The sequence below is a fragment of the Arthrobacter sp. PsM3 genome (assembly GCF_030433895.1).
Lineage (GTDB): Bacteria > Actinomycetota > Actinomycetes > Actinomycetales > Micrococcaceae > Arthrobacter.
Genome location: NZ_JARUXE010000017.1, coordinates 1 through 22,084, shown reverse-complemented (window position 1 = coordinate 22,084; position 22,084 = coordinate 1). Strand labels below are relative to the sequence as shown.

Below are 22,084 nucleotides of genomic sequence, written 5' to 3'. Positions count from 1 at the left end.
GGCACTTGGCCACTGGCGTAAACCGGCCGCGGCCACCACAATGCGGGCCACCAGACACCCCTCACCAGCCCCCTAAGGGGTAGGTCAGGCGTCGATGCGCTCCCGGTTCAGGCTCGCCGCTCCGGCGATGATGAAGTCTTTGCGGGGCGCGACGTCGGAGCCCATCAGCAGATCAAAGGTCTCTTCGGCCTGTTTGGCGTTTTCGATCCCGACCTTGCGCAGGGTGCGGTGCCGGGGGTCCATGGTGGTCTCGGCCAACTGCTCCGCGTCCATCTCGCCCAGGCCCTTATAGCGCTGGATCGGCTCCTTGTACCGCTTGCCCTCCTTGGCAAGCCTGTCCAGGAGGACATGCAGTTCCGCCTCGGAGTAGGTGTAGATCATCTCGTTGGCCTTCTGGCCGGCGTTGATGACCTCCACCCGGTGCAGCGGAGGGACGGCGGCGAAGACGCGGCCGTGTTCGATCATCGGCCGCATGTAGCGGAAGAACAGCGTCAGCAGGAGGGTGCGGATGTGGGCGCCGTCGACGTCGGCGTCGGTCATCAGGATGACCTTGCCGTACCGGGCCGCGCTGATGTCGAAGCTCCGGCCGGACCCGGCGCCCACCACCTGGATGAGGGCCGCGCATTCGGCGTTGGAGAGCATGTCACCCACAGAGGCCTTCTGGACGTTGAGGATCTTGCCGCGGATGGGCAGCAGCGCCTGGAAGTCGGAGGAGCGCGCCAGCTTGGCTGTGCCGAGGGCGGAGTCGCCTTCGACGATGAACAGTTCTGAGCGGGCGACGTCGTCGGTGCGGCAGTCCGCGAGCTTGGTGGGCATGGAGGACGTCTCGAGGGCGTTCTTCCGGCGCTGGGTTTCCTTGTGGACGCGGGCGGAGATACGCGACTTCATCTCACTGACGACTTTTTCGAGCAGCAGCGCCGACTGGGCCTTGTCGTTGCGGTGGGAGGAGGTCAGCTTCGCGTTGATCTCCTGTTCCACCACCTTGGCCACGATGGCCCGCACGGCGGAGGTGCCCAGGACTTCCTTTGTCTGTCCCTCGAACTGCGGCTCCGCCAGCCGCACGGTGAGGACGGCTGTGAGCCCCGCGAAGATGTCGTCCTTTTCGATCTTGTCGTTGCCCGCTTTGAGTTTCCGGGCATTGGTTTCGACCGCTTTGCGGAACGTCTTGAGGAGCGCCTGTTCGAAGCCGGTCTGGTGCGTGCCGCCCTTGGGGGTGGCAATGATGTTGACGAAGGTGCGCACCGTGCTGTCGTAGCCGATGCCCCAGCGGAGTGCGACGTCGACCTCGCAGTCCCGTTCCACCTCCGTCAGCTGGCTGTGGCCCTTCTCATCGATGACCGGGACGGTTTCCTTGAACTTCCCGGCGCCGTGCAGCCGCCAGATGTCCGTGACGGCAGGGTCCGCGGCGAGGTAGTCGACAAACTCCGAAAGGCCGCCGTCGTGGTGGAAGACCTCCTCATGCGGCCCGGACTCGCCGGGCGTGCCGGGGAGCCGGCGTTCGTCCCGGACGGTGAGCTTCAGCCCGGGGACCAGGAAGGAGGTCTGGCGGGCGCGGGCCGCCAGCTCGTCGTAGGAGAACTTGGCATCCGGGGTGAAGATCTGCCGGTCGGCCCAATAGCGGATCCGGGTGCCGGTGACGCCCCGCTTGGCCTTGCCCACGACGTCCAGGACGGAACCGTCGACGAAGGGCGAGAAGACAGAGGCCGGGTCCGGCTTGCTGCCGGTGTCCTTGAAGCGGCCGGGCTCGCCCCGGCGGAAACACATCCTGTAGGTCTTGCCGCCGCGGTCGACGTCGACGTCAAGGCGGGCTGACAGCGCGTTCACCACGGAGGCGCCGACGCCGTGCAGCCCGCCCGAGGCCGTGTATGAGCCGCCGCCGAATTTGCCGCCCGCATGCAGTTTCGTGAAGACGACCTCGACGCCGCTCAGCCCGGTTTTCGGTTCGATGTCCACCGGGACGCCACGGCCGTCGTCGTGGATTTCCACCGAGTTGTCCGCGTGCAGAATGATTTTGATGTCATGGCCGAATCCGGCGAGGGCCTCATCGACCGAGTTGTCGATGATTTCCCAGAGGCAGTGCATCAGGCCGCGGGAGTCTGTGGAACCGATGTACATGCCTGGGCGCTTACGGACGGCCTCGAGGCCCTCCAGCACGGAGAGGTGCCGGGCGGTGTAATCAGAACTAGGTGCCACGGGGCGGAGACTCCTTCAGGAACGGGACGGCTGCCATGGAACGGGCAAGCATTTGGCGCTCTTCCTAGCCTAGTCGGAGTGCCGCGGTCCGGTGTGCTGCCACTCCCCGGCCACCCCCTGCGCCGGAAGCCGTTACCGAGACGTGATACGCGTACAGCGAAAGTGGGCAATCCGAGCCATGGTTTCGCCGCGAATGCTGGTTATATAGGTATACCGATCTACCAAGGAGGCCGAACATGACAACAGCAGTTGCGGACCGCACACTTAGCACCGTCGACCGGTGCGATCGTTGCGGAGCACAGGCATATGTCCGGGTTGTTCTCGGCGCCTCCGGGGGTGAGCTTCTTTTCTGCGGCCACCACGCCCGCGCCGTAGAACCGACGCTCAGGCCGCTCAGCTCTGACTGGCACGACGAGACGGGTCGTCTTAACGAGAAGCCGCCGGTTCCCGTCGACTAGACCCTTCAAGAACGAGCCCAACTAGAAAAGGGCCCCTCCCACCGCGGAGGGGCCCTTCGGCGTTAACCTAACAGGTCCGCTCGAACGACCAACGCGGGGTCACTACCCTTAGGGTCACTACCCTTAACGACCAACGCGGGGTCACTTCCGGCCCATTCCTTCGAGGATGATGGGCGGGAAGTGACCCCGCGTTGTTTGGTTTTTTGCCTAGTCCAGGTAGTCCCGGAGGACCTGCGACCGCGACGGGTGCCGCAGCTTGGACATGGTCTTGGATTCGATCTGGCGGATCCGCTCGCGCGTGACGCCGTAGACCTTGCCGATTTCGTCTAAAGTCTTCGGCTGTCCGTCAGTCAGGCCAAAACGCATGGCGACGACGCCGGCCTCGCGTTCGGAGAGGGTGTCCAGCACCGAGTGCAGCTGTTCCTGCAGCAGGGTGAAGCTCACTGCATCGGCCGGGACGACGGCTTCGGAGTCCTCGATGAGGTCACCGAATTCGGAGTCGCCGTCCTCGCCCAGCGGGGTGTGCAGGGAGATCGGCTCGCGGCCGTACTTCTGGACCTCGACGACCTTTTCGGGCGTCATGTCCAGTTCGAGGGCCAGCTCTTCCGGGGTGGGTTCGCGGCCGAGGTCCTGCAGCATCTGGCGCTGCACGCGGGCGAGCTTGTTGATGACTTCCACCATGTGCACCGGGATGCGGATGGTGCGGGCCTGGTCGGCCATGGCCCGGGTGATGGCCTGGCGGATCCACCAGGTGGCGTAGGTGGAGAACTTGAAGCCCTTGGTGTAATCGAACTTCTCGACCGCACGGATCAGGCCCAGGTTTCCTTCCTGGATGAGGTCCAGGAACAGCATGCCGCGGCCCGTGTAGCGCTTGGCGAGGGAGACGACAAGGCGGAGGTTGGCCTCCAGCAGGTGGTTCTTGGCACGCTTGCCGTCGTGGATGACGAATTCGAGCTCGCGCTTGAGCTTCGGATCCATCGTTCCGTCGTCGGCGTTGATCTTTTCCTCGGCAAAGAGACCTGCCTCGATGCGCAGCGCGAGGTCGACTTCCTGCTCGGCGTTCAGCAGGGCGACCTTGCCGATCTGCTTCAGGTAGTCCTTGACGGGGTCAGCGGTGGCGCCGGCGGACATAACCTGCTGGACCGGGGCATCGTCATCGTCGGCGTCGGAGTAGACGAAGCCGGATCCGGTGGTGGCTGCTGCGGCCTTGCCGGGGATCTCCTCGCCGTCTTCACCGATCTCTACGGCCTCGACCACGACATCGTCCAGGTCAACCTCGACGTCCTCATCGGTGTCGTCGTCACCGTTTGCGGCTTTGCCGGCGGCCTGCGCCGCGGCCTTGGCGCCGGGCTTGGGCCCGCGCTTTTTGGGTTCGGGCTTGGCGGCCGCCAGGGCGGTGTCGCCACCTTCGGCCAGGGCTGCGTCTTTGACAGCCTTGTTGGCTGCACGCGTGGCAGCGCGCTTGGCGCTCGTCGCCGCCTTCTTCTCCTCGGGGGACAAGACGGCCTGGTCGGCGGGTTCCTTCTTCGCGGAAGACGGGGTCACAGAAAACCTTTCTAGCAGCGGTCTGTGGAATCACCATACGGGCAACACCACTATGACCCTGTCAAGTCCGTGTTTCACATCAGGTGCAATCACGACCAGCAGAGCCACTAAGTAGAACTCCTGGGGCGACCGTAATGTTCCCTGTTTCCAAGGTCCACTATGAGCACTTAATACACGGACCCAACCGGGTCTCAGCAACCATTGTCTCACGATTTTCCGGATCGGCACCGAACCGGGACGCGGGGGCGCAATATCCTGCCACCGGCGCCGTGGGCCGGCTTCGCTGATCTGCGGCGCCGCCGCAGGCCGGGATCAGCCCGGGATCAGGCGACGTCCGGCTCGAACCTTTGCCAGGCCGTCTCCCTCCTGCGCGCCCAGCCGCAGAGTGTTCCGCGGCGGACCAGCTCGCCCAGCAGTTCCGCCAGCCGGTAGCCCGGGTGCTCCTCGTCCGCGCGGCTGAACAGTGCGTCCGCGAAGGATCCTTTGCCGCGGCACCATTCGATCCAGCCCTGCCCGGTCAGCGCGGCGGCTCCCGCTTCGCCGCCGGCAGCGCCCACCTGCTCAAGGACCCGTTCCAGGCGAGCCATCGAGGTCCAGTCCGGCAGCGGGGGCGCCAGCCCCAGCAGGACCTCGCCATAGCCGGGCACCTCCGGTACTGGGTCGCTGGCGGATCCCCCGCTGTTGCCGTCCCGCCCGTGGCGCGGGGTCGGGGCAGGGAAGCCCTCCAGCAACGGCAAAGGAGCCAGTGGCGACGTCACCGGCTTGGATTCAGCCAGGGAACGGCCCCGTCGGGCGTCCAGCCAGCCGCCGTCGAACACCCCGAAGTCCTCGGCGCCACGCTGCGCGGCCGCAGGCCCCGCAGCTGCCATCACGAGGATGGCGTCGCGCCACGGTGGGACGCAAAGGGAAGCTCGCAGGTAGCCCGTGAGGTCCGACGCCAGCTTCTGGCCAGGTGCCGGGGCGTCCAACACCCGCGACCAGACGTCCAGGACCTGGCCGAACTGGGACCTGTCCCGCCCGCAGGCAGAGAACAGCTGCTCCCAGTCCCGCTGGGCCGCCAGCACGGCGGGATCCGCTGCCCCCGGCGGGGTGCGAAGGGATGTTCCGGGGGCTGCGCCGACAGTGCTGCCGCGGAACACCATCTCGGCGTTCAGCCGGCTGTTCCTGATCTCCTCAACCGGCCGCCCCGGCGGTTGGCAGCACGACGGATCGAGGCAATAGGCATTGCGCCAGTAGTCCGCCCCGACGAGCCAGGCGTCCCGCACCGGCATGCCGGCGTCGGCCAGCGCATTTTCAAGCTCGGTCAGGAGTTCCGTCCAGGGTGTGCCGTCCCCATCGGTTTCGGTGAACAGGGCCAGCAGCGAGCCGTCGGCGTCCTCGTCGGCTTCCAGGTAGGACGACACGGATCGGGCGAAGGCAGCCAGCCCGGCGGAACCGCAGCTGCCCGGGCTGCCGCCCTCGCCGGGGAGATCCACCCGGAGCGTTGCTCCGAGCCGCTTGCCCTGCAGGGTCATGGCAACGACGCTGCGGGCCGGCCAGTAGCCCAGGGAATGGGGGATGAACCCGAGGATGTCCTCCGGGCCGGTGATTCTCAGATGATCGGGAGCTGTCATAGAGCCAGCTTCGCGGTCCTGGCAGCCCTGCGTTAGTGTCCGCGCGTCCTATGTGGACAACCCGTGAGCGGCGGTCAGGGCGTGCGGCGCCGCTCCGCGCTGACCCTGCGCTGCTCGGCGAGGGCTGTCAGCAGCGGAGGCACCACAACGCCCTGGGCTGCCATCTGGCGCCGCACTTTCCGCCGGATGAAGATGATCGCGCCCGATCCTCCCGCCAGCAGCAGGAACTGCACACTCAGGGCGATGCGGAACGGATCGAGCCCGTAGAGCTCGCCCTGGGAGAACCCGGTGGCGTGCAGGACGTCCAGGACCAGGCCGATCAGGTAGATGGCGATGAGCGAGGCGATGAAGCCGCCGACGTTCACGATCCCGGTGGCGGTCCCGATCCGGTGGGCCGGGTTGAACGTGCGGGCGAAGTCGAAGCCGATCATGGAACCGGGGCCGCCGATGGCGAGCACCACCACAAGCCCGGCCAGCAGCCACAGCGGGGAACGGCCCGGAATCAGCAGCACCGCCGCCCACGCCGCGGCGGTGGCGGCGGAGATCAGCAGCACCATGGTGGACCGGCGCAGCGGATGCCGCGCGACGAAGCTGCCCATCAGCGGCCCGGCAGCGATGGCCGCGGCCACGTACAACGTCATCAGCCCGGAAACGACGGCGGTGTCCAGGCCCTGGGCGGAGATCAGGAAGGGGTAGCCCCAGGTCATGGCGAACACGGTGCCGCTGAACTGGACGGTGAAGTGGCTCCACAGTCCCAGCCGGGTTCCTGGCTGCCGCCATGCCTGGGCGAGCGTGACCCCGGTGGCGCGCAGCCCCTGGGAGGATTCCGGCGCGGGGTGCCCGGGCGGACGGTCCTTCAGCAGGACCAGCACGAGAACCACGGCAAGGGCCGACATGGCCGCCAGCGTCAGGAAGGCGGGGGTCCAGCCGGCGAGGTGCAGGATCATCGCGAACGGCACCACGCTGATGAGCTGGCCGAGCTGGCCGGACATTCCGGTCAGCTGCGTCAGCAGCGGGACGCGGGCGGGGGCGAACCAGATCGGGATCAGCCGGATCACGGAGATGAAAGTCATCGCGTCCCCGGCGCCCACCAGCACGCGGCCCAGGACGCCGCCGGGAATGTTCTCGGTGAACGCCAGCTGGAGCTGGCCCAGCCCCATCAGCAGTGCGCCGCCGGCGATCATCGCCCGGGAGCCGAAGCGGTCCACGAGGATGCCGACCGGGATCTGCAGCGCGGCGTAGACGAGGAGCTGCAGCACGGTAAAGAAGGAAATTTCGGCCGCACTGGCGTGGAAGCGTTCGGTAGCCTCGAGTCCCACCACGCCGAACGAGGTGCGCTGGCTGACCGCCACGAGGTACGCAAAGATCCCGATAATCCAGATCAGCCAGGCGCGGGGTGAAGTCACTCCCCCATTATGCCCGCGGATGGAAAAATAGTATTTATTCCCCGGGTTCTTTACTTGCCAGGTAGGCCTCCACTGCGGCACCGAGGGCGTCCGCGTTGGGAAGCTGGTCGTTCTCGTCGGCGAGCAGGGAACGGCGCACGGTGCCTTCGGCGTTCTCGTCGTACCGGGTTTCGAGCCGTGAAACCACCTGCTGCACTTCCTCCGATGCCTCGATCTGCTCGGCAATCTGGCGTCCGACTTCCCGGCCCGCTTCGCGGAGCCGGTCGGTGGGCAGCATGAGCGAGGTGGCTGCGCCCAGGTATTCGAGTCCGGCGACGGCGGCCGTCGGGTATTCGGCTTCGGCCAGGTAGTGCGGCACATGCATCACGTAGCCGGCAACGTTGCGCCCGGCTTCCGTCAGCCGCAGTTCGAGGATGTGGCCGACGGCGGCGGGCACCTCGACGGTGGGCTTCCACACCGAAATGCCCTCGATGAGGTCCGGGCGGTTGCCGTGGACGGTCACGCCGACGGGCCGGGTGTGCGGGACCGGCATGGGGATGGAATGGATCCAGGTGACGAGGTTGACGTCCAACTCCTCGACGATGCCAATGACGGCGCGGGCAAACCGCTCCCATTGCAGGTCCGGTTCGAACCCGGCCAGAAGCAGGAACGGGCTGCCGAGCCCGTCGACCAGACGGTACAGCGCGAGGCGCGGCGCCTGATAGTCCTGCAGGTGGTCTTCGACGAAGCTGATCTGCGGGCGGCGCGACCGGTAGTCGATCAGCTGGTCGGCGTCGAACTCGGCCACCATCTCCGAGTCCAGCGTCTCCAGCATTTCGCCGGTGATCTGCCGGACGACGTGCCCTGCATCAGCGAATCCGGTGAATCCCATGACGAGGTTCAGTCCGCGCATTTCGGGGCTGTGGAACAGCGCGTCATCACGCAGGTAGAGCGATTCGGGGTCCAGCAAGGAGCCGGAAATCCGTTCAATCACGGCATGTTCCTTTCGTCGTAGTCATTTGGGAGCGGCCGGACGGGCCGTGCGGGGCTGCGCCCCTGCTACCGGGTACAACGCCCCGGAGTTCGGGAGCATTCCTGACCGGGGTGTGCCCCAGCTCTCATTCAATTGAACACCCGCGCCGGGGAGAGACTACGATCGGGACTGGCCTTATGACGGCTTGAAGACACCTGGGTTACGTCTCAAACCGACAGTGGCCCAGGTTCCATGGCAGGGCGCCGAACATGCAGTTCCTGCCGCAAAAAACTCAGAGAATTGAGGACTGCCCTCGTGGTCAAGAATACTGAAGTCAAACTTAGTGCAGTCGCCGGGGACCTCAAGCGGTCCCCCAGCGATGCCCTCGTCATCGGCGTGGGGCAGGGCACGGACGGACCCGTCCTGCTCAGCAACCCCCTGACGGCCAAGGCCGCCGAAGCCCTGGCGGAATCACTGACTGTTCTTGGCATCACCGGGGCAGCCGACCAGGCCCACCGCCTCCCGGGCCTGACCGAAGCCGGCGCCAAGGTCCTGGTGCTCGCCGGGGTCGGCAAAGTTTCCGGATCGCAGCCGCTTACCGAAGAGGCACTCCGCCGCGCCGCCGGCTCGGCCGTCCGCCAGCTCGCCGGCGTCGACACGGTCGCCCTGGCCCTCCCGACGTCGTCCCTTGCCGAGGTGGCCGCCGTCGCCGAGGGTGCCGCAATGGGCGCCTATTCCTTCACCGAGTACCGCTCCTCCAAGGAGGGCCTGAAGGATCCGGTGAAGAACGTCGTGATTGTCACGGACTTTGCCGCGGACAAGGCCCTGAAGCCGGTGCTGGACCGTGCCGCGCTGATCGGCAAGGCAGTCAACGCCACCCGTTCCCTGGTCAACCAGCCGCCGAGCCACCTGTTCCCCGAATCCTTCGCCGACGCGGCCAGGGAACTGTCCAAGGGCCTGCCGGTCAAGGTGACCGTGTGGGACGAGAAGCGCCTGGAAAAGGAAGGCTTCGGCGGGATCCTCGGCGTCGGCAAGGGCTCCACCCGCCAGCCGCGCCTGGTCAAGGTTGAATACTCCCCCGCCAGGGCCACCGCCAAGATCGCCCTCGTGGGCAAGGGCATCACCTTCGACACCGGTGGCATCTCGATCAAGCCGGCTCTTGGCATGGGCGACATGAAGTCCGACATGGCGGGCGCCGCCGTGGTCCTTAACAGCGTGCTGGCCATCGCCGGCCTCGGCCTGCCTGTCAAGGCAACCGCCTGGCTCTGCATTGCCGAGAACATGCCCTCCGGCGCTGCCCAGCGTCCGGCAGACGTGCTGACCATGTTCGGCGGCAAAACCGTCGAGGTCCTCAACACCGACGCCGAGGGCCGCCTGGTCATGGCGGACGGGATCGTCGCCGCAAGCCAGGAGTTCCCGGACGCCATCATCGACGTCGCCACCCTCACCGGCGCGCAGCTGGTCGCCCTCGGCGACCGCACGGCCGGCGTCATGGGCTCCGACTCGGTTACCGGCCCGATCAAGGCTGCAGCGGACCGCGCGGGCGAGCTCGTCTGGCCGATGCCGCTTCCCGAAGAGCTGCGCCCCAGCCTCGACTCGCAGGTCGCGGACCTCGCCAACATCGGCGAACGCCACGGCGGCATGATGACGGCGGCCGTCTTCCTGCGCGAATTCGTCGGCAAGGGCAAGGACGGCGAACAGATCCCCTGGGCACACATCGACATCGCCGGCCCGTCCTTCAACAACGGCAGCCCCTACGGCTACAACCACAAGCAGGGCACCGGATGCACCGTGCGCACCCTCGTGGCCTACGCCGAGGACATCCTGGCCAAAACCGCCTAGGCCTCCCCGCCCGGACGTCTGCGCGGCCTTGCGGCCGGGGCTGATACCCCGGACACAAGGCCGCGTGACACTGGACACAAGCGCTCCACAAACGCCACGGCAAGGTGGAGCATGTATTAGTGGTTCGCTAAGGTGAACTCCGGTAGTCACAAATGAAAGGGAATAGTCCTGCTGGCATAATCACGGCAGGAAAGTTCCAAGACCAGATGATGCGTACTCTCGCGTCATCGTTCACGCGAGGGAGCGTTTTAGTGGCCGATCAGGCAACTGCGCAAGAATTCGACATCCTGGTACTCGGCGGCGGCAGCGGCGGCTACGCAACTGCCCTGCGTGCCGTTCAGCTCGGCCTCACCGTCGGCCTGATCGAAAAGGGCAAGCTGGGCGGCACCTGCCTGCACAACGGCTGTATCCCCACCAAGGCGCTGCTGCACTCGGCAGAACTGGCCGACCACGCCCGCGACTCTGCGAAGTACGGCGTCAACGTCACCCTGGACAGCATCGACATCACCGCTGTCAACGCCTACAAGGACGGCATCATCGCCGGCAAGTTCAAGGGCCTGCAGGGACTTATCAAGGGCAAAAAGGGCATCACCGTCATCGAGGGCGAAGGCAAGCTCCAGGGCACCGACACCGTCGTGGTGAACGGCACCGCGTACAAGGGCAAGAACATTGTCCTCGCGACCGGCTCGTACTCCCGCTCGCTGCCGGGCCTGGAAATCGGCGGCAAGGTCATCACCTCCGACGAAGCCCTCACCATGGATTTCATCCCCAAGAGCGCCATCATCCTGGGCGGCGGCGTGATCGGCGTCGAATTCGCTTCAGTCTGGAAGTCCTTCGGCGTCGACGTCACCATCATCGAGGGCCTGCCGTCGCTGGTCCCGAACGAGGACGCGACGATCGTCAAGGCCTTCGAGCGCGCCTTCAAGAAGCGCGGCATCAAGTTCTCCACCGGCACCTTCTTCCAGGGCGTTGAGCAGAACGCCGACGGCGTCAAGGTCACCCTGGTGGACGGCAAGACCTTCGAAGCCGACCTCATGCTCGTGGCCGTCGGCCGCGGCCCGGTCACGGCGAACCTCGGTTATGAAGAGGCCGGCGTGACCATCGACCGCGGCTTCGTCATCACCAACGAACGCCTGCACACCGGCGTCGGCAACGTCTACGCCGTGGGCGACATCGTCCCCGGCGTCCAGCTCGCACACCGCGGCTACCAGCAGGGCATCTTCGTCGCCGAAGAAATCGCCGGCCTGAAGCCCGTCGTCGTCGAGGACGTCAACATCCCCAAGGTCACCTACTCCGAGCCCGAAATCGCCACGGTGGGCTACACGGAAAAGGCCGCCAAGGCCAAGTTTGGTGACGACCAGATCCAGACCCAGGAATACAACCTCGCCGGCAACGGCAAGAGCTCCATCCTGGGCACGTCCGGCCTGGTCAAGCTGGTCCGCCAGAAGGACGGCCCCGTCGTCGGCGTCCACATGATCGGTGCCCGCATGGGCGAGCAGATCGGCGAAGCCCAGCTGATCGTGAACTGGGAAGCGTACCCGGAAGACGTGGCCCAGCTGGTCCACGCGCACCCGACCCAGAACGAGTCCCTGGGCGAGGCCCACCTGGCTCTGGCCGGCAAGCCCCTTCACGGCTAACAGTTCCGCCCGCACCACCGCAAGATCTCCGTGCTTGGTGCACCCGGCCAGAAATGCCGGGTGCACTAAGCTCGACCAAGGCAGCAATCATCCGCACTAAAGATCAATAAGGAGAACGGGGACGACATGTCTGAATCCGTTAACTTGCCCGCCCTCGGTGAGAGTGTCACCGAAGGAACCGTCACCCGCTGGCTCAAGCAGGTAGGTGACCGGGTAGAGGTGGACGAGCCGCTGCTCGAGGTTTCCACCGACAAAGTAGACACCGAGATCCCCTCTCCGATCGCCGGCGTGATCGAGGAAATCCTCGTCGCCGAAGACGAGACCGCTGAAGTTGGCGCGCCCCTCGTGCGCATCGGCGACGGCTCCGGTTCCGCTGGCTCAGCCGAAGCCCCCGCAGCCGAGGCACCGGCCGAGGAAGCACCTGCTGCCGAATCGCCGTCGGCCGCCGAGGCACCGGCCCCCGCCGCTGAGGTTCCCGCCGCCGCGGCGCCGGCTGCCGAAGCTGCCGCGCCCGCCGGCGAAGGCCACGAGGTCACGCTCCCGGCCCTGGGCGAGAGCGTCACCGAAGGCACCGTCACCCGCTGGCTCAAGAGCATCGGCGACACCGTCGAGGTCGACGAGCCGCTGCTCGAGGTTTCCACCGACAAGGTCGATACCGAGATCCCGTCCCCGGTCGCCGGCGTACTGCAGGAAATCCGCGTCGCCGAGGATGAAACGGCCGAGGTCGGCTCCGTCCTCGCCGTGATCGGTTCCGGTGCCGCTGCCCCCGCTGCGGCTCCCGCCGCTGAGGCTCCGAAGGAAGCAGCAGCACCGAAGCAGGAAGCTCCCAGGGAAGCTGCTCCGGTTGAGGCCCCCAAGAAGGAGGCACCAGCTGCTCCGGCCGCTCCCGCGGCTCCGGCCAAGGAAGCTGCCCCGGCAGCTCCCGCAGCCCCGTCCGCAGCTCCGGCCAAGGAAGCTGCCCCGGCCGCTTCGGCTGCAGAGTCCGGCTACGTCACTCCGCTGGTCCGCAAGCTTGCCAACCAGCAGGGCGTGGACATCAGCTCCCTGACCGGCACCGGCGTCGGTGGCCGCATCCGCAAGCAGGACGTGCTGGCAGCGGCGGAAGCCAAGGCAGCCCCGGCTCCTGCGGCAGCCGCACCGGCCGCGCGCCCCTCCGCTGACCAGTCCTCGCTGCGCGGCACCGTGCAGAAGGCCCCGCGGATCCGCCAGGTCATAGCCCGCCGCATGCGCGAGTCGCTGGACATCTCCACGCAGCTAACGCAGGTGCACGAGGTCGACATGACCAAGGTTGCCAAGCTGCGCGCCAAGGCCAAGAACTCCTTCCAGGCCCAGAACGGCTCCAAGCTGACCTTCCTGCCCTTCATCGCCAAGGCTGTTGCCGAAGCCCTGAAGCAGCACCCGAAGGTCAACGCCTCCTACGACGAGGACAAGCAGGAGATCACCTACCACAACGCCGAGCACCTGGCGATTGCGGTGGACACCGACAAGGGCCTGCTGGTTCCGGTTATTGCCGACGCCGGCAACCTGAACCTCGCCGGCCTGGCCGGCAAGATCGCCGACGTCGCGGACCGCACCCGCAACGGCAAGATCGGACCGGACGAGCTCTCCGGCGGAACCTTCAGCATCACCAACATCGGTTCCGTGGGCGCGCTGTTCGACACCCCGATCATCAACCAGCCGCAGGTGGCCATCCTTGGCACCGGCGCGATCGTCAAGCGGCCCGTCGTGGTTTCCGATGAGAACGGCGATGACTCGCTGGCCATCCGTTCGATGATGTACCTCTCCCTGACCTACGATCACCGGCTGGTCGACGGCGCCGACGCGGGACGCTTCCTGCAGACGCTGAAGGCACGCCTTGAGGAAGGCGCCTTCGAGGCCGACCTGGGGCTCTAGGAGCTGTACCCCGCCTGACATCAGGCAACTGCAGGGCACCTTCCCGCAAGGGAGGGTGCCCTGCAGTGTTTACCGACAGTTTGTCGCTAAGCTGAAGCCATGGACATTCTTAAATATTTTCTGGTCTTCCTGCACATCCTCGGCGCCGCCGCGATCGTCGGCGGCTGGTTCGCCACATTCAAGAAGCCCACGGTCCTGCCGGTGCAGCTGTACGGCGCCATTGCGCAGCTGGTCACCGGGCTGGCACTCGTAGGGATCGCGGGCGCCACCCACGATCCGCTGAACTACGGCAAGATCGCGGTCAAACTGGTAATCGCCATCGTTGTGCTGGTCGCCGCTGTTATCGGGTACCGCAAGGCGACGTCCGGTGCGGGCGTCCCCAAGGGCCTGGCACACGCCGTCGGCGGGATGGGACTCATCAACATCGCAGTCGCCACCCTCTGGCAGTAGTCCTGTAGCCCCGTAGTCCGACGTCGGCGACGCACCCCGCACGGGGAGCGTCGCCGTCGTCGTTCAACGGAGGGTCACAATCCACTGACAGCGGACACCGGTGCGGCGGCAGCGCGAAATCCCTAGGATGGGAAACGGCATGATCCGGCGGATCGCCGGGTCTGTGGATTTCAACGAACTTGAGGAGTGGACATGGCAGCAACACGCACCGCACACACTGTTTGGAATGGCGACCTGATGACGGGCGCAGGCAACACCACCCTGGACAGCTCGGGGCTGGGCAACTTCGATGTGACCTGGAAGGCGCGCGCTGAGGCTTCCGAGGGCAAAACCAGCCCCGAAGAGCTCATCGCCGCCGCCCACTCGGCCTGCTTCTCGATGGCCTTCAGCCTCGCCGTCGCCCAGGCCGGCCACACGCCCGAGGAAGTGAACACGAAGGCTGATGTCACCTTTGTGCCCGGCACCGGCATCACGGACAGCCACCTGACCGTCAGCGCGCGGATTCCGGGAATCACGGAAGACGAATTCCAGCGTATCGCCGAGGAAGCCAAGGTGGGTTGCCCCGTCTCGGCCGCCCTCACCGGCATCAAGATCACCCTGGACGCCACCCTGGCCTCCTAGCTTCTGACGCGCCAAAGGCGAAGGCCCCCGTTCCCTGCAGGGAACGGGGGCCTCTGCCGTTGCGGGCCGCGCCGGCGGGTGCTGCGGGTTAGGCCCCGGGCCGGCGGGCCGGTAGCGGGGCAGGCCGCACGAGGCGGTAGCCCTCGCGCAGCGGCGGACGGTCCGTGGGCAGCTCCTGGATCATTTCCTTGAGCGCGCCGATGCCGTATTCCAGCTGCGGGTCGGTGCCGGCGGCGTAGGCGTGCGGCGGGAAAGTGACTTCAATGTCCGGCGCGACGCCGAAGTTCTCGACACCCCATCCGACCCCGCCGGAGAACCAGGTGGCGTAGCGCGGCTGGGTAACGCCGGTGCCGTCCGCGAGGGCAAAGCGGTTGTCAATGCCAACCACGCCGCCCCAGGTCCGGGTGCCGATGACCGGGCCGATCCCCCGCAGCTTGGAGACCTGGGTGATGATGTCGCCGTCGGAGCCGGCGAATTCGTCGGTCAGGATGATGACCGGACCGCGCGGCGCATGGTGCGGGTAGGTCCGCGGCCGCTCCCCGCGCGGCATGCTCCAGCCGGTGACCTTGCGGCCGATGAGTTCCGCGACGAGCTGGGAGGTGTGTCCTCCCCGGTTGCGGCGGACGTCGACGATCAGTCCGTCGAGGGCCGTTTCGGTGTCGAGGTCGCGGTGCAGCTGGGCCCAGCCGTTCGCCATCATGTCGGGGATGTGCAGGTAGCCGAAGTTCCCCTGCGAGGCCTGCCGGACCGTCCGGCGGTTGGCGGCCACCCATTCCTGGTAGCGCAGCCGCTCCTCGTCCCGGACCGGGACCACAGCGACGCGGCGCTGCTTGCCGGCCCGGTTTCCGTGCCCGGCACCGTTGCGGAGGGTGAGCTCGACGGCGCGCCCCGCGGCGCCCACCAGCTGCATGGCCGGGGTCCTCGCTTCGGTGAGTTCGACGCCGTCGATCGCCAGCAACAGGTCTCCCGGTTTGGCGTCAGCGCCCGGGCGGGTCAGCGGCGAAATGGCGAGCGGGTCGGAGGATTCCCCCGCGAGGATCCGGGTGATCTCCCAGCCCTGGCCGGTGAAGGCGAGATCCGCGCCGAGGCGGCCCTGGCCGTTGCTGCCGTTCTCGGTGACAGCAAAGGGACGGACGTAGGCGTGGGAGGTGCCCAGTTCGCCGTGGAGCTCCCACAGCAGGTCCACGAGGTCGTCGTGCGAGCCGAGCCGGTCCACGATCGGACGGTAGCGGGCGTGCACCGAGTCCCAGTCCTGCCCGGCCATGTCTTCGGTCCAGAAGAAGTCGCGCTGGAGCCGCCAGGCTTCATCGAAGGCCTGCCCCCAGACGCTGAGCGGATCGAGCTGCACACGGACACGGCTGAGGTCGACCTTGACCAGCTGGCCGGCCTCCTCGTCCGCCTTGGCGTTGGCTGGCGAGACCCGGACCTGCTTGTCCTGCAGGACCACGACCTTCTCGCCGTCGCCGGAGAGCCGGTAGCTGTCCAGGGCGTCCACGATGGTGGTGGCCTTGCGCCGGGCCAGGTCGAAACGGACCAGGCACGGTGCCGCGTTCTTGTCCTCGAGGCTGGCGCGGCCCTCGCCGGTGACGCCGAAGAGTTCGCTGTCGAGCCAGAGCAGGGCTCCGGCGGTCGCCGTCAGGTCGGAGTAGTTGCCCTGCGGCACCGGCACACTGATGACCCGGTGGGCCAGTCCGTCGGCGTCGACCCGGACCGCAGGAACCTGGTCCGCGTCCGCGTTGTCCGCCGGCTTCGTGGCCTCGGGGGCTTCCTGCAGGTCCACGCTCGGACCAAAGGGCGAGGGTGTGTCCGCGGCGAGGGCCACGAGGTAGGGCTTGATCGGGCTCGGGAAGGACAGGTCGAAGGAGTGTCCGTCGTAGACCGGGTCGAAGCTGCGGTTGGAGAGGAACGCGAGGTACTTGCCGTCGGGGGTGAACGACGGCGATTCGTCGCGGAAGCGTCCGTCTGTGACGTCGATGATGGTGCGCATCCCGTCCGCTGCGGCGCCGGCGTCGTGGACCCCTGTGAGGCGCAGCCGGCTGCGGGACCCGAAGGAGGTGACCGGCTCGGACCAGCCCAGCCAGGCCGAGTCCGGAGACCAGCTGAAGCCTTCGATGCTGCCTTCGCCGATGCTGCTCACGAGCGACAGGGTGCCCGTGCGGGTGTCGGCGAGGTAGATGTCCCCGAAGGCGGTGCCCACGGCGAGCCAGTGGCCGTCCGGGCTGGCCTCGATGGCGCTCACCCGGGTCGGCTTGGGGAATTCGATCCGGGTAAGCTGAGGGGGCCGTCCCTGCGGCGCCGGGGCGGTTGCTTCCGCCGGGCCGGCGGTGTCGGCGGCGTCAGCGGCATCCGCTGTCTGGCGGGCCGTGGCGGCGGCTGTGGGTGCGGCTGTGGGTGCCGCGACGGCGGCGACGGCGTCCGGCCGGGTGAGCGCCGCCGCCGAGACGGGGCTGGGCAGGGGTGTGCCGGCGTCGGACCCCTCCTGCGGCGTCGCGGCTTTCTGCGCTGCCGGGTCGGCCGGCTCTCCGTCGGCCGGGTTTCCGCCCGGCTGGTGCCCGGCTGAGGTGGTCCCGGAGCCCGGGTTTCCGGAGTCCGGCGCTCCGAAGTCCAGGGGTCCGGCGATCGATTTCAGATACAGGGCTTCGACGCCGTCGTGGTCGGCCACGTAGGCGATCCGGCCCTCGCCGAAGGGGCGGGGCAGGCGGGCACGGACACCGGCGGTGGCCTCCAGGACCCGCGAAGGGCCGTCCTTGTGCCGCAGCCAGTGCAGCGTGCCGTGGGCTTCCACCGCGCTGGAGCCACCGGTGCGGTCCGGAACCACGTCGCCCAGGTGCTTGGACGGCTTCAACGGCGCGGCGCGGCGGGCCTGGGACGCGGACCCCAGCGAAATCTCGAGTTTGACGGCGTCCGCGCCGAGGTTCGGCAGGAGCCACAGCTCACCGGCCGACTCGAAAATGATGCGCTGGCCGTCGGTCGCGGCGTGCCGGACGTAAAAGTCCTCATGGTCCGTGTGGCGGCGCAGATCCGAGCCGTTGGGCAGCACGGAGTAGAGGTTGCCGAAGCCCTCGTGGTCGGAGAGGAAGGCGATCCGGCCGTCGATCCACATCGGGTCGGTCAGGTTGCCGTCCAGCGCGGCGGCGAGGCGTTCGAATTCGCCGTTTCCGTCGGCGTCGATCCAGAGCTTGCCGGCCGCTCCGCCGCGGTAGCGCTTCCACCATGCCGGCTCGCGGGAGAGCACGCTGGCGAGGACTACGGGGCGTTCGTCTCCGACGACCGGTCCAAAGGCGACGGATTCCACCGGGCCCAGCGGGAGTTCGGTGGCCCAGCCGCCCGCGACGGGCAGGCTGTAGGCATGGGTATGGCGGCTGTCAGCCTGGCGGAAGGCGCTCGTGACCAGCACGTCGCCGTCGGGGGTGAAGCCCTTGACCTTGGTGGTGGCGTGGCCGAAGTAGCTCAGCTGGCGGTAGCCGCCGCCGTCGACATCCGCGGTGACAACTTCCGGTGCCGTTCCTTGAACCACCGTCCACACCAGCCGCTTGCCGTCCGGCGTGAAACGCGGGTTGCGGGCGGGCAGCTGCAGCGAGGACACGCGCCAGGCGCGGCCCCCGCCCAGGGGCGCGATCCACACGTCGTTCTCGGCCACGAAAGTGACCAGATCACCGTGCAGATGCGGGAAACGGAAGTAACTCGAAGAGGTCATCGTTAGATCATAGTCAAGAGGGCCGTCCCGCCCGGGAGGTGTCCCCGTCGTGCCGGGCATGGTGAGATGGATCATGCGAATCATTGTTGCCGGCGCCTCAGGGCTGATCGGAACCGCCATTTCCCGCTCCCTGCGCCTCTCCGGGCACGACGTCGGCACGCTGGTCAGGCGGCCGCCCGCCGCGGCCTCCGAGTTCCAGTGGAACCCCGCGGAGGGCAGCATCGACGACACCGCGCTGAAGGGCGCCGACGCCGTCATCAACCTCTCCGGCGCCGGCATCGGCGACCGGCCCTGGACCCGGTCCCGTATCAACGAACTCCGCAACTCGCGGCTGGGGGCGACCCGGACACTGACGGCGGCAATGGGGCGGCTGGACACTCCGCCGGCGGTCTTCCTGAGCCAGTCGGGATCCGGCTACTACGGCAACGCCGGCGCGGCGGTGCTCCGGGAAAATGCCCCCGCGGGCAGCGGTGTGCTCGCCGGGATCTGCATCGACTGGGAGGCTGCCGCGCACGAGGCTCCGGCCGGCGTCCGGGTGGTCACTCCCCGCACCGGCGTCGTGCTGAGCCGTTCGGGGGGCGCTTTGGGACGGCTGATGCCGCTGCTGCGGCTGGGCGTGGGCGGACCGCTGGGCAACGGGCGGCAGTACTGGCCGTGGATCACGCTCCCCGACGTCGCCGGCGCCTTCGATTTCCTGCTCAGCAACCCACTGTCCGGGCCGGTGAACCTGTGCGGTCCGGAAACCGCGGACGTCAACTCGCTGATCGCGCAACTGGCCTCGGCCCTGCACCGGCCGGCGGTGCTGCGCGTCCCCGCGCCGGTGCTGCGCCTGGTGATGGGCAAACTCGCCGAGGAGCTGCTGCTCGCCAGCCAGCGGATGGAGCCGGCAGTCCTGAGCGCAGCCGGCTTTGAATGGCAGCACCCCTCGCTCGCCGAGGCCGCCGCCTGGGTGGCCGGCCGGGCCTCTGAGGACTGAGGCGCTGCGGCCCTGACGAGCCGCGGTCCCAGGGAGCCGCGGTTCTTAGGAGCCCCAACGTCCTTAGCCCCCGGTAGCCGCGTCGGCACCGTTCCCGGCACCGGACCCGTTACCCGCGTCGGCCGGAAGGATGTCCCGGATCCGCCAGCGGCCCTCGACCGGCACCAGCACCAGCCTCAGCTGCTGTGCCGGCACGGCAGCAGCATCGGCCACCACCGTCCCGGTGGCATCGCGTTCCCGGTAGGCGGACGTAGCCGCCTTGACGGCCACGACTGCCAGCGGCCGGCCGTCCTCCCCGGCAGCCGACACCTCGGTGAGGACGGTGGAGAAACCGGCCAGCACGCGGCCGGACTCCGTAAGCGCGGCGCTGATCCGTCCGTCCGCCACGGCAGCTGAGGACTCCGGGACGTTTACCTGCTCCAGCAGCCGGAAATCCCCCGAGCTGAACGCCAAAGCGCGCAGCCGGGCCAGCCCGCGGACCGCCTCCTCAGGGTCCGGCGACGCGAGCTGGGCCTGCACCTCCGGAGGAACGACGGCGGCACCCAGAGCGGGCGTGCCGGGAGCAGGGACGGAGTTGTGACCAGCCTCCAGGTTTTCGACGTTTGAAAATGGCATGGGCAGCCGGGCACCGGCGAATGCCCACACGACGACGAGGACACCGCCAAACGCCAGACCCACAGCCGCGGCCCGGTAGCCGCGGGGGCCCGGAGGTTTCGGCCCCACAGGTTTCGGACGTGCCTTGCCTTGGCCGGCCTTGCCGCGGCCGCGAAACACCCCACGGGCAGCGTGGCGCGCTCCGGTTCTCCCGGCAGTCAACCCGGCGGGTGGGCCGGTGGTTGGCCCGGCGCGTGGAGGCAACGCGGAGGGCAGGGGCCCGGCCGAGCGGGTCCTGTGGAAGCGGCGCGGCAGGGACCGGAGCAGTTCGGCCCGCCGCTCGCGTGCCGTGCCGGGCAGGGAGCGGCGGGTCAGCAGCTGGGGAATGACGGTGTGGTGGACCGAGACCGAAAGGTCCACCGGCGCGGCCGCGGCGCTGCGGTGGACGGCGGCCGCCAGCTCGGCGGCGGAGGGCCGGAGCCTGCGGTCCCCCTGAAGTCCGGCTTCCAGCGCCGCGGTCAGTGCTGCCGGAACCCCCGGAACCAGGAGAGGCAGCGGAGGCCGCTGCGCACCCGGCTCAGGGGCGTGTCCTGTCAGGCAGAACCAGCCCAGCGCTGCGAGCGAATAGACGTCCCGGTCCGGTTGCAGTCCGGCCCGGACGGGGTCCACCGGCGCCGGGTCACGGAAGCCTTCGGTCCCGACCCCGGACACCGATCTGGCATCAGCCACCATGCGGGCCACACCAAGATCGGCCAGCAGCGGCTTTCCGTGCGCCGTGAACAACACGTTGCCGGGTGAGACATCTCCGTGGGTGAAGCCCTGGCTGTGCAGATACGCTAGGGCCTGGGCGATGGGCGTCAGAACCGTCACCGTCTCCCCCGGCCCGAGGTTCCCCCTGCCGGCCACGAGCTGGCCCAGCGAGCCGCCCGCTGCGTAATCCATGATCAAACCGAGGCGTCCGCCCGAGGAACCGTCGCCGCGTTCGCCACCGCCGTCGTCGTCCCCGCCGTCATTGCCGCCGCCACCACCGTCGCCAGCGCCATCACCGCCCTGACCGCCGTCGCCGTCGCCGTCGCCGTCGCCGATGCCGGGCCTACGACCGCTGCGCATGCGCAGCACTCCCAGGGCCCGCACCAGATGCTCGTGCTCCAAAACGGACAGGATCCTCATTTCGCGCCGGATCGATTCCTGCACGTCGTCTGCGTCAGAGCCAGTGCCGGGGCCGGTGCAAAACGACTTCAGCGCGAACTGGCGTCCGGTCGACTGTTCCGTCACGAGCCACACGGTCGCGCTGGCGCCGCGTCCGAGGCACCGGCCGACGTCGTATCCGGGAACCTCGGGTGCCGCAACGCCGGCCGCTTCGTAATCTTCCATAGCCAAGGAATAGCGGATCCGTCGGATTCCCGCAGAAGTTATCCACAGGGCGGTGAGAGCTTCGCCACAGAATCAGCCGCTGGGACACCCGGGGTCTAAGCTGGATGGCATGACTCTTGAGTTCTCCCAGCTGGGTCTCGCCCCGGAATTCGTTGAATATTCACGCGGCTGGGACATCCAGCGCGAACTCCATGAGAGGGTCCTCGCCGGCACTGCCCCCAGCACGGTCCTCCTGCTGGAACACGCCGCCGTTTACACGGCCGGCAAGCGCACCGAAGACCACGAGCGCCCCTTTGACGGCACTCCCGTAGTCCCGGTGGACCGCGGCGGCAAGCTCACCTGGCACGGCCCGGGACAGCTGGTTGGGTACCCCATCATCAAGCTCAGGAACAAATCCGGCATCCGCGACTACGTGGAGCGGCTTGAAGCAGTGATCATCGCCGTCCTCGCCGACTACGGCATCGAGGCCGTCCGGATCAAGGGCCGCGCCGGCGTCTGGATCGACCAGGACGAGAAAGGCCCTGCGCGCAAGATCGCCGCGATCGGCATCCGCGTGCATGAGGGCGTCACGATGCACGGCTTCGCGGTCAACTGCAACAACGACCTCGCACCGTACGGCCAGATCATCGCCTGCGGCATTACCGACGCCGGCGTCACCACCATCTCGCAGGAGACGGGCCGGGACGTCGCGCCGGCCGACCTCGTGTCGCGGATCATCGAAGAACTACGCAACAATGAAGAAGCGCTAGTTGCAACCCATGAAGGAGCTCTACTGTGACCCTGGCACCAGAAGGCCGGAAAATGCTGCGGATCGAGCAGCGGAATGCGGCCAC

General features: G+C 67.9%; 15 protein-coding genes. 8 read left to right on the top strand and 7 right to left on the bottom strand.

What is annotated here, in order from left to right; all coding sequences use genetic code 11:
* Window positions 1-84: 84 nt before the first annotated feature.
* Window positions 85-2,193 (bottom strand): DNA gyrase/topoisomerase IV subunit B, encoded by a 2,109-nt coding sequence (locus QCD75_RS10750; protein ID WP_301228428.1) that lies wholly within the window; start codon window positions 2,191-2,193, stop codon window positions 85-87.
* A gap of 236 nt (window positions 2,194-2,429) precedes the next feature.
* Between QCD75_RS10750 and QCD75_RS10745 the strand changes: the two genes are divergently transcribed.
* Window positions 2,430-2,651 carry a DUF7455 domain-containing protein gene (locus QCD75_RS10745; RefSeq protein ID WP_226759873.1) on the top strand — a complete coding sequence of 74 codons (222 nt, stop codon included), beginning with the start codon at window positions 2,430-2,432 and terminating at the stop codon, window positions 2,649-2,651.
* A gap of 207 nt (window positions 2,652-2,858) precedes the next feature.
* Here the strand turns inward: QCD75_RS10745 and QCD75_RS10740 are convergent, their stop codons facing one another.
* The 4 genes from QCD75_RS10740 to QCD75_RS10725 all read right to left on the bottom strand — a co-directional run bounded on the left by QCD75_RS10740 (window position 2,859) and on the right by QCD75_RS10725 (window position 8,188).
* A complete protein-coding gene (locus tag QCD75_RS10740; protein ID WP_226759874.1) occupies window positions 2,859-4,196 on the bottom strand; it encodes an RNA polymerase sigma factor in 1,338 nt (445 codons plus the stop codon).
* Window positions 4,197-4,519: 323 nt separating this feature from the next.
* The gene (locus tag QCD75_RS10735) at window positions 4,520-5,809 is read right to left on the bottom strand and encodes a DUF4192 family protein (protein WP_301228425.1); all 1,290 of its coding nucleotides are present in this window, start codon (window positions 5,807-5,809) and stop codon (window positions 4,520-4,522) included.
* A gap of 74 nt (window positions 5,810-5,883) precedes the next feature.
* A complete protein-coding gene (locus tag QCD75_RS10730) occupies window positions 5,884-7,215 on the bottom strand; it encodes an MFS transporter (RefSeq protein ID WP_301228423.1) in 1,332 nt (443 codons plus the stop codon).
* Between the two features lie 34 nt (window positions 7,216-7,249).
* Window positions 7,250-8,188, bottom strand: a complete 939-nt coding sequence (locus tag QCD75_RS10725; protein ID WP_301228421.1) for a proteasome assembly chaperone family protein — start codon at window positions 8,186-8,188, stop codon at window positions 7,250-7,252.
* A 294-nt stretch (window positions 8,189-8,482) separates the two neighbouring features.
* Between QCD75_RS10725 and QCD75_RS10720 the strand changes: the two genes are divergently transcribed.
* The 5 genes from QCD75_RS10720 to QCD75_RS10700 all read left to right on the top strand — a co-directional run bounded on the left by QCD75_RS10720 (window position 8,483) and on the right by QCD75_RS10700 (window position 14,610).
* Window positions 8,483-10,009: a leucyl aminopeptidase gene (locus QCD75_RS10720; protein WP_301228419.1), complete on the top strand. Its 1,527-nt coding sequence runs from the start codon at window positions 8,483-8,485 to the stop codon at window positions 10,007-10,009.
* A 251-nt stretch (window positions 10,010-10,260) separates the two neighbouring features.
* The gene (gene lpdA, locus QCD75_RS10715) at window positions 10,261-11,646 is read left to right on the top strand and encodes a dihydrolipoyl dehydrogenase (protein ID WP_301228417.1); all 1,386 of its coding nucleotides are present in this window, start codon (window positions 10,261-10,263) and stop codon (window positions 11,644-11,646) included.
* A 126-nt stretch (window positions 11,647-11,772) separates the two neighbouring features.
* Window positions 11,773-13,539, top strand: a complete 1,767-nt coding sequence (gene sucB / locus QCD75_RS10710) for a 2-oxoglutarate dehydrogenase, E2 component, dihydrolipoamide succinyltransferase (protein WP_301228415.1) — start codon at window positions 11,773-11,775, stop codon at window positions 13,537-13,539.
* A gap of 99 nt (window positions 13,540-13,638) precedes the next feature.
* Window positions 13,639-13,989, top strand: coding sequence for a hypothetical protein (locus QCD75_RS10705; protein WP_301228413.1), 351 nt, complete (start codon window positions 13,639-13,641; stop codon window positions 13,987-13,989).
* Between the two features lie 192 nt (window positions 13,990-14,181).
* Window positions 14,182-14,610, top strand: coding sequence for an OsmC family protein (locus tag QCD75_RS10700; RefSeq protein ID WP_056431323.1), 429 nt, complete (start codon window positions 14,182-14,184; stop codon window positions 14,608-14,610).
* A gap of 88 nt (window positions 14,611-14,698) precedes the next feature.
* On the opposite strand, the gene QCD75_RS10695 is transcribed toward QCD75_RS10700, so the two are convergent.
* Window positions 14,699-18,307, bottom strand: coding sequence for a S41 family peptidase (locus tag QCD75_RS10695; protein ID WP_301228409.1), 3,609 nt, complete (start codon window positions 18,305-18,307; stop codon window positions 14,699-14,701).
* Between the two features lie 73 nt (window positions 18,308-18,380).
* Here QCD75_RS10695 and QCD75_RS10690 point away from each other — a divergent pair, with 73 nt between their 5' ends.
* Window positions 18,381-19,283, top strand: a complete 903-nt coding sequence (locus tag QCD75_RS10690) for a TIGR01777 family oxidoreductase (protein ID WP_301228407.1) — start codon at window positions 18,381-18,383, stop codon at window positions 19,281-19,283.
* A gap of 63 nt (window positions 19,284-19,346) precedes the next feature.
* On the opposite strand, the gene QCD75_RS10685 is transcribed toward QCD75_RS10690, so the two are convergent.
* Window positions 19,347-21,251, bottom strand: coding sequence for a serine/threonine-protein kinase (locus tag QCD75_RS10685; protein WP_301228405.1), 1,905 nt, complete (start codon window positions 21,249-21,251; stop codon window positions 19,347-19,349).
* A gap of 109 nt (window positions 21,252-21,360) precedes the next feature.
* Here QCD75_RS10685 and lipB point away from each other — a divergent pair, with 109 nt between their 5' ends.
* Window positions 21,361-22,029, top strand: a complete 669-nt coding sequence (gene lipB / locus QCD75_RS10680) for a lipoyl(octanoyl) transferase LipB (protein WP_301228403.1) — start codon at window positions 21,361-21,363, stop codon at window positions 22,027-22,029.
* The last annotated feature ends 55 nt before the right edge of the window (window positions 22,030-22,084 follow it).

What these genes read in the sequence shown, in the direction of transcription:
- QCD75_RS10745 (WP_226759873.1), top strand. Translation starts at nt 2,430, where the DNA reads ATGACAACAGCAGTTGCGGACCGCACACTTAGCACCGTCGACCGGTGC.
- QCD75_RS10685 (WP_301228405.1), bottom strand. Translation starts at nt 21,251, where the DNA reads ATGGAAGATTACGAAGCGGCCGGCGTTGCGGCACCCGAGGTTCCCGGA.
- QCD75_RS10735 (WP_301228425.1), bottom strand. Translation starts at nt 5,809, where the DNA reads ATGACAGCTCCCGATCATCTGAGAATCACCGGCCCGGAGGACATCCTC.
- lipB (WP_301228403.1), top strand. Translation starts at nt 21,361, where the DNA reads ATGACTCTTGAGTTCTCCCAGCTGGGTCTCGCCCCGGAATTCGTTGAA.
- QCD75_RS10700 (WP_056431323.1), top strand. Translation starts at nt 14,182, where the DNA reads ATGGCAGCAACACGCACCGCACACACTGTTTGGAATGGCGACCTGATG.
- sucB (WP_301228415.1), top strand. Translation starts at nt 11,773, where the DNA reads ATGTCTGAATCCGTTAACTTGCCCGCCCTCGGTGAGAGTGTCACCGAA.
- QCD75_RS10690 (WP_301228407.1), top strand. Translation starts at nt 18,381, where the DNA reads ATGCGAATCATTGTTGCCGGCGCCTCAGGGCTGATCGGAACCGCCATT.
- QCD75_RS10695 (WP_301228409.1), bottom strand. Translation starts at nt 18,307, where the DNA reads ATGACCTCTTCGAGTTACTTCCGTTTCCCGCATCTGCACGGTGATCTG.
- QCD75_RS10705 (WP_301228413.1), top strand. Translation starts at nt 13,639, where the DNA reads ATGGACATTCTTAAATATTTTCTGGTCTTCCTGCACATCCTCGGCGCC.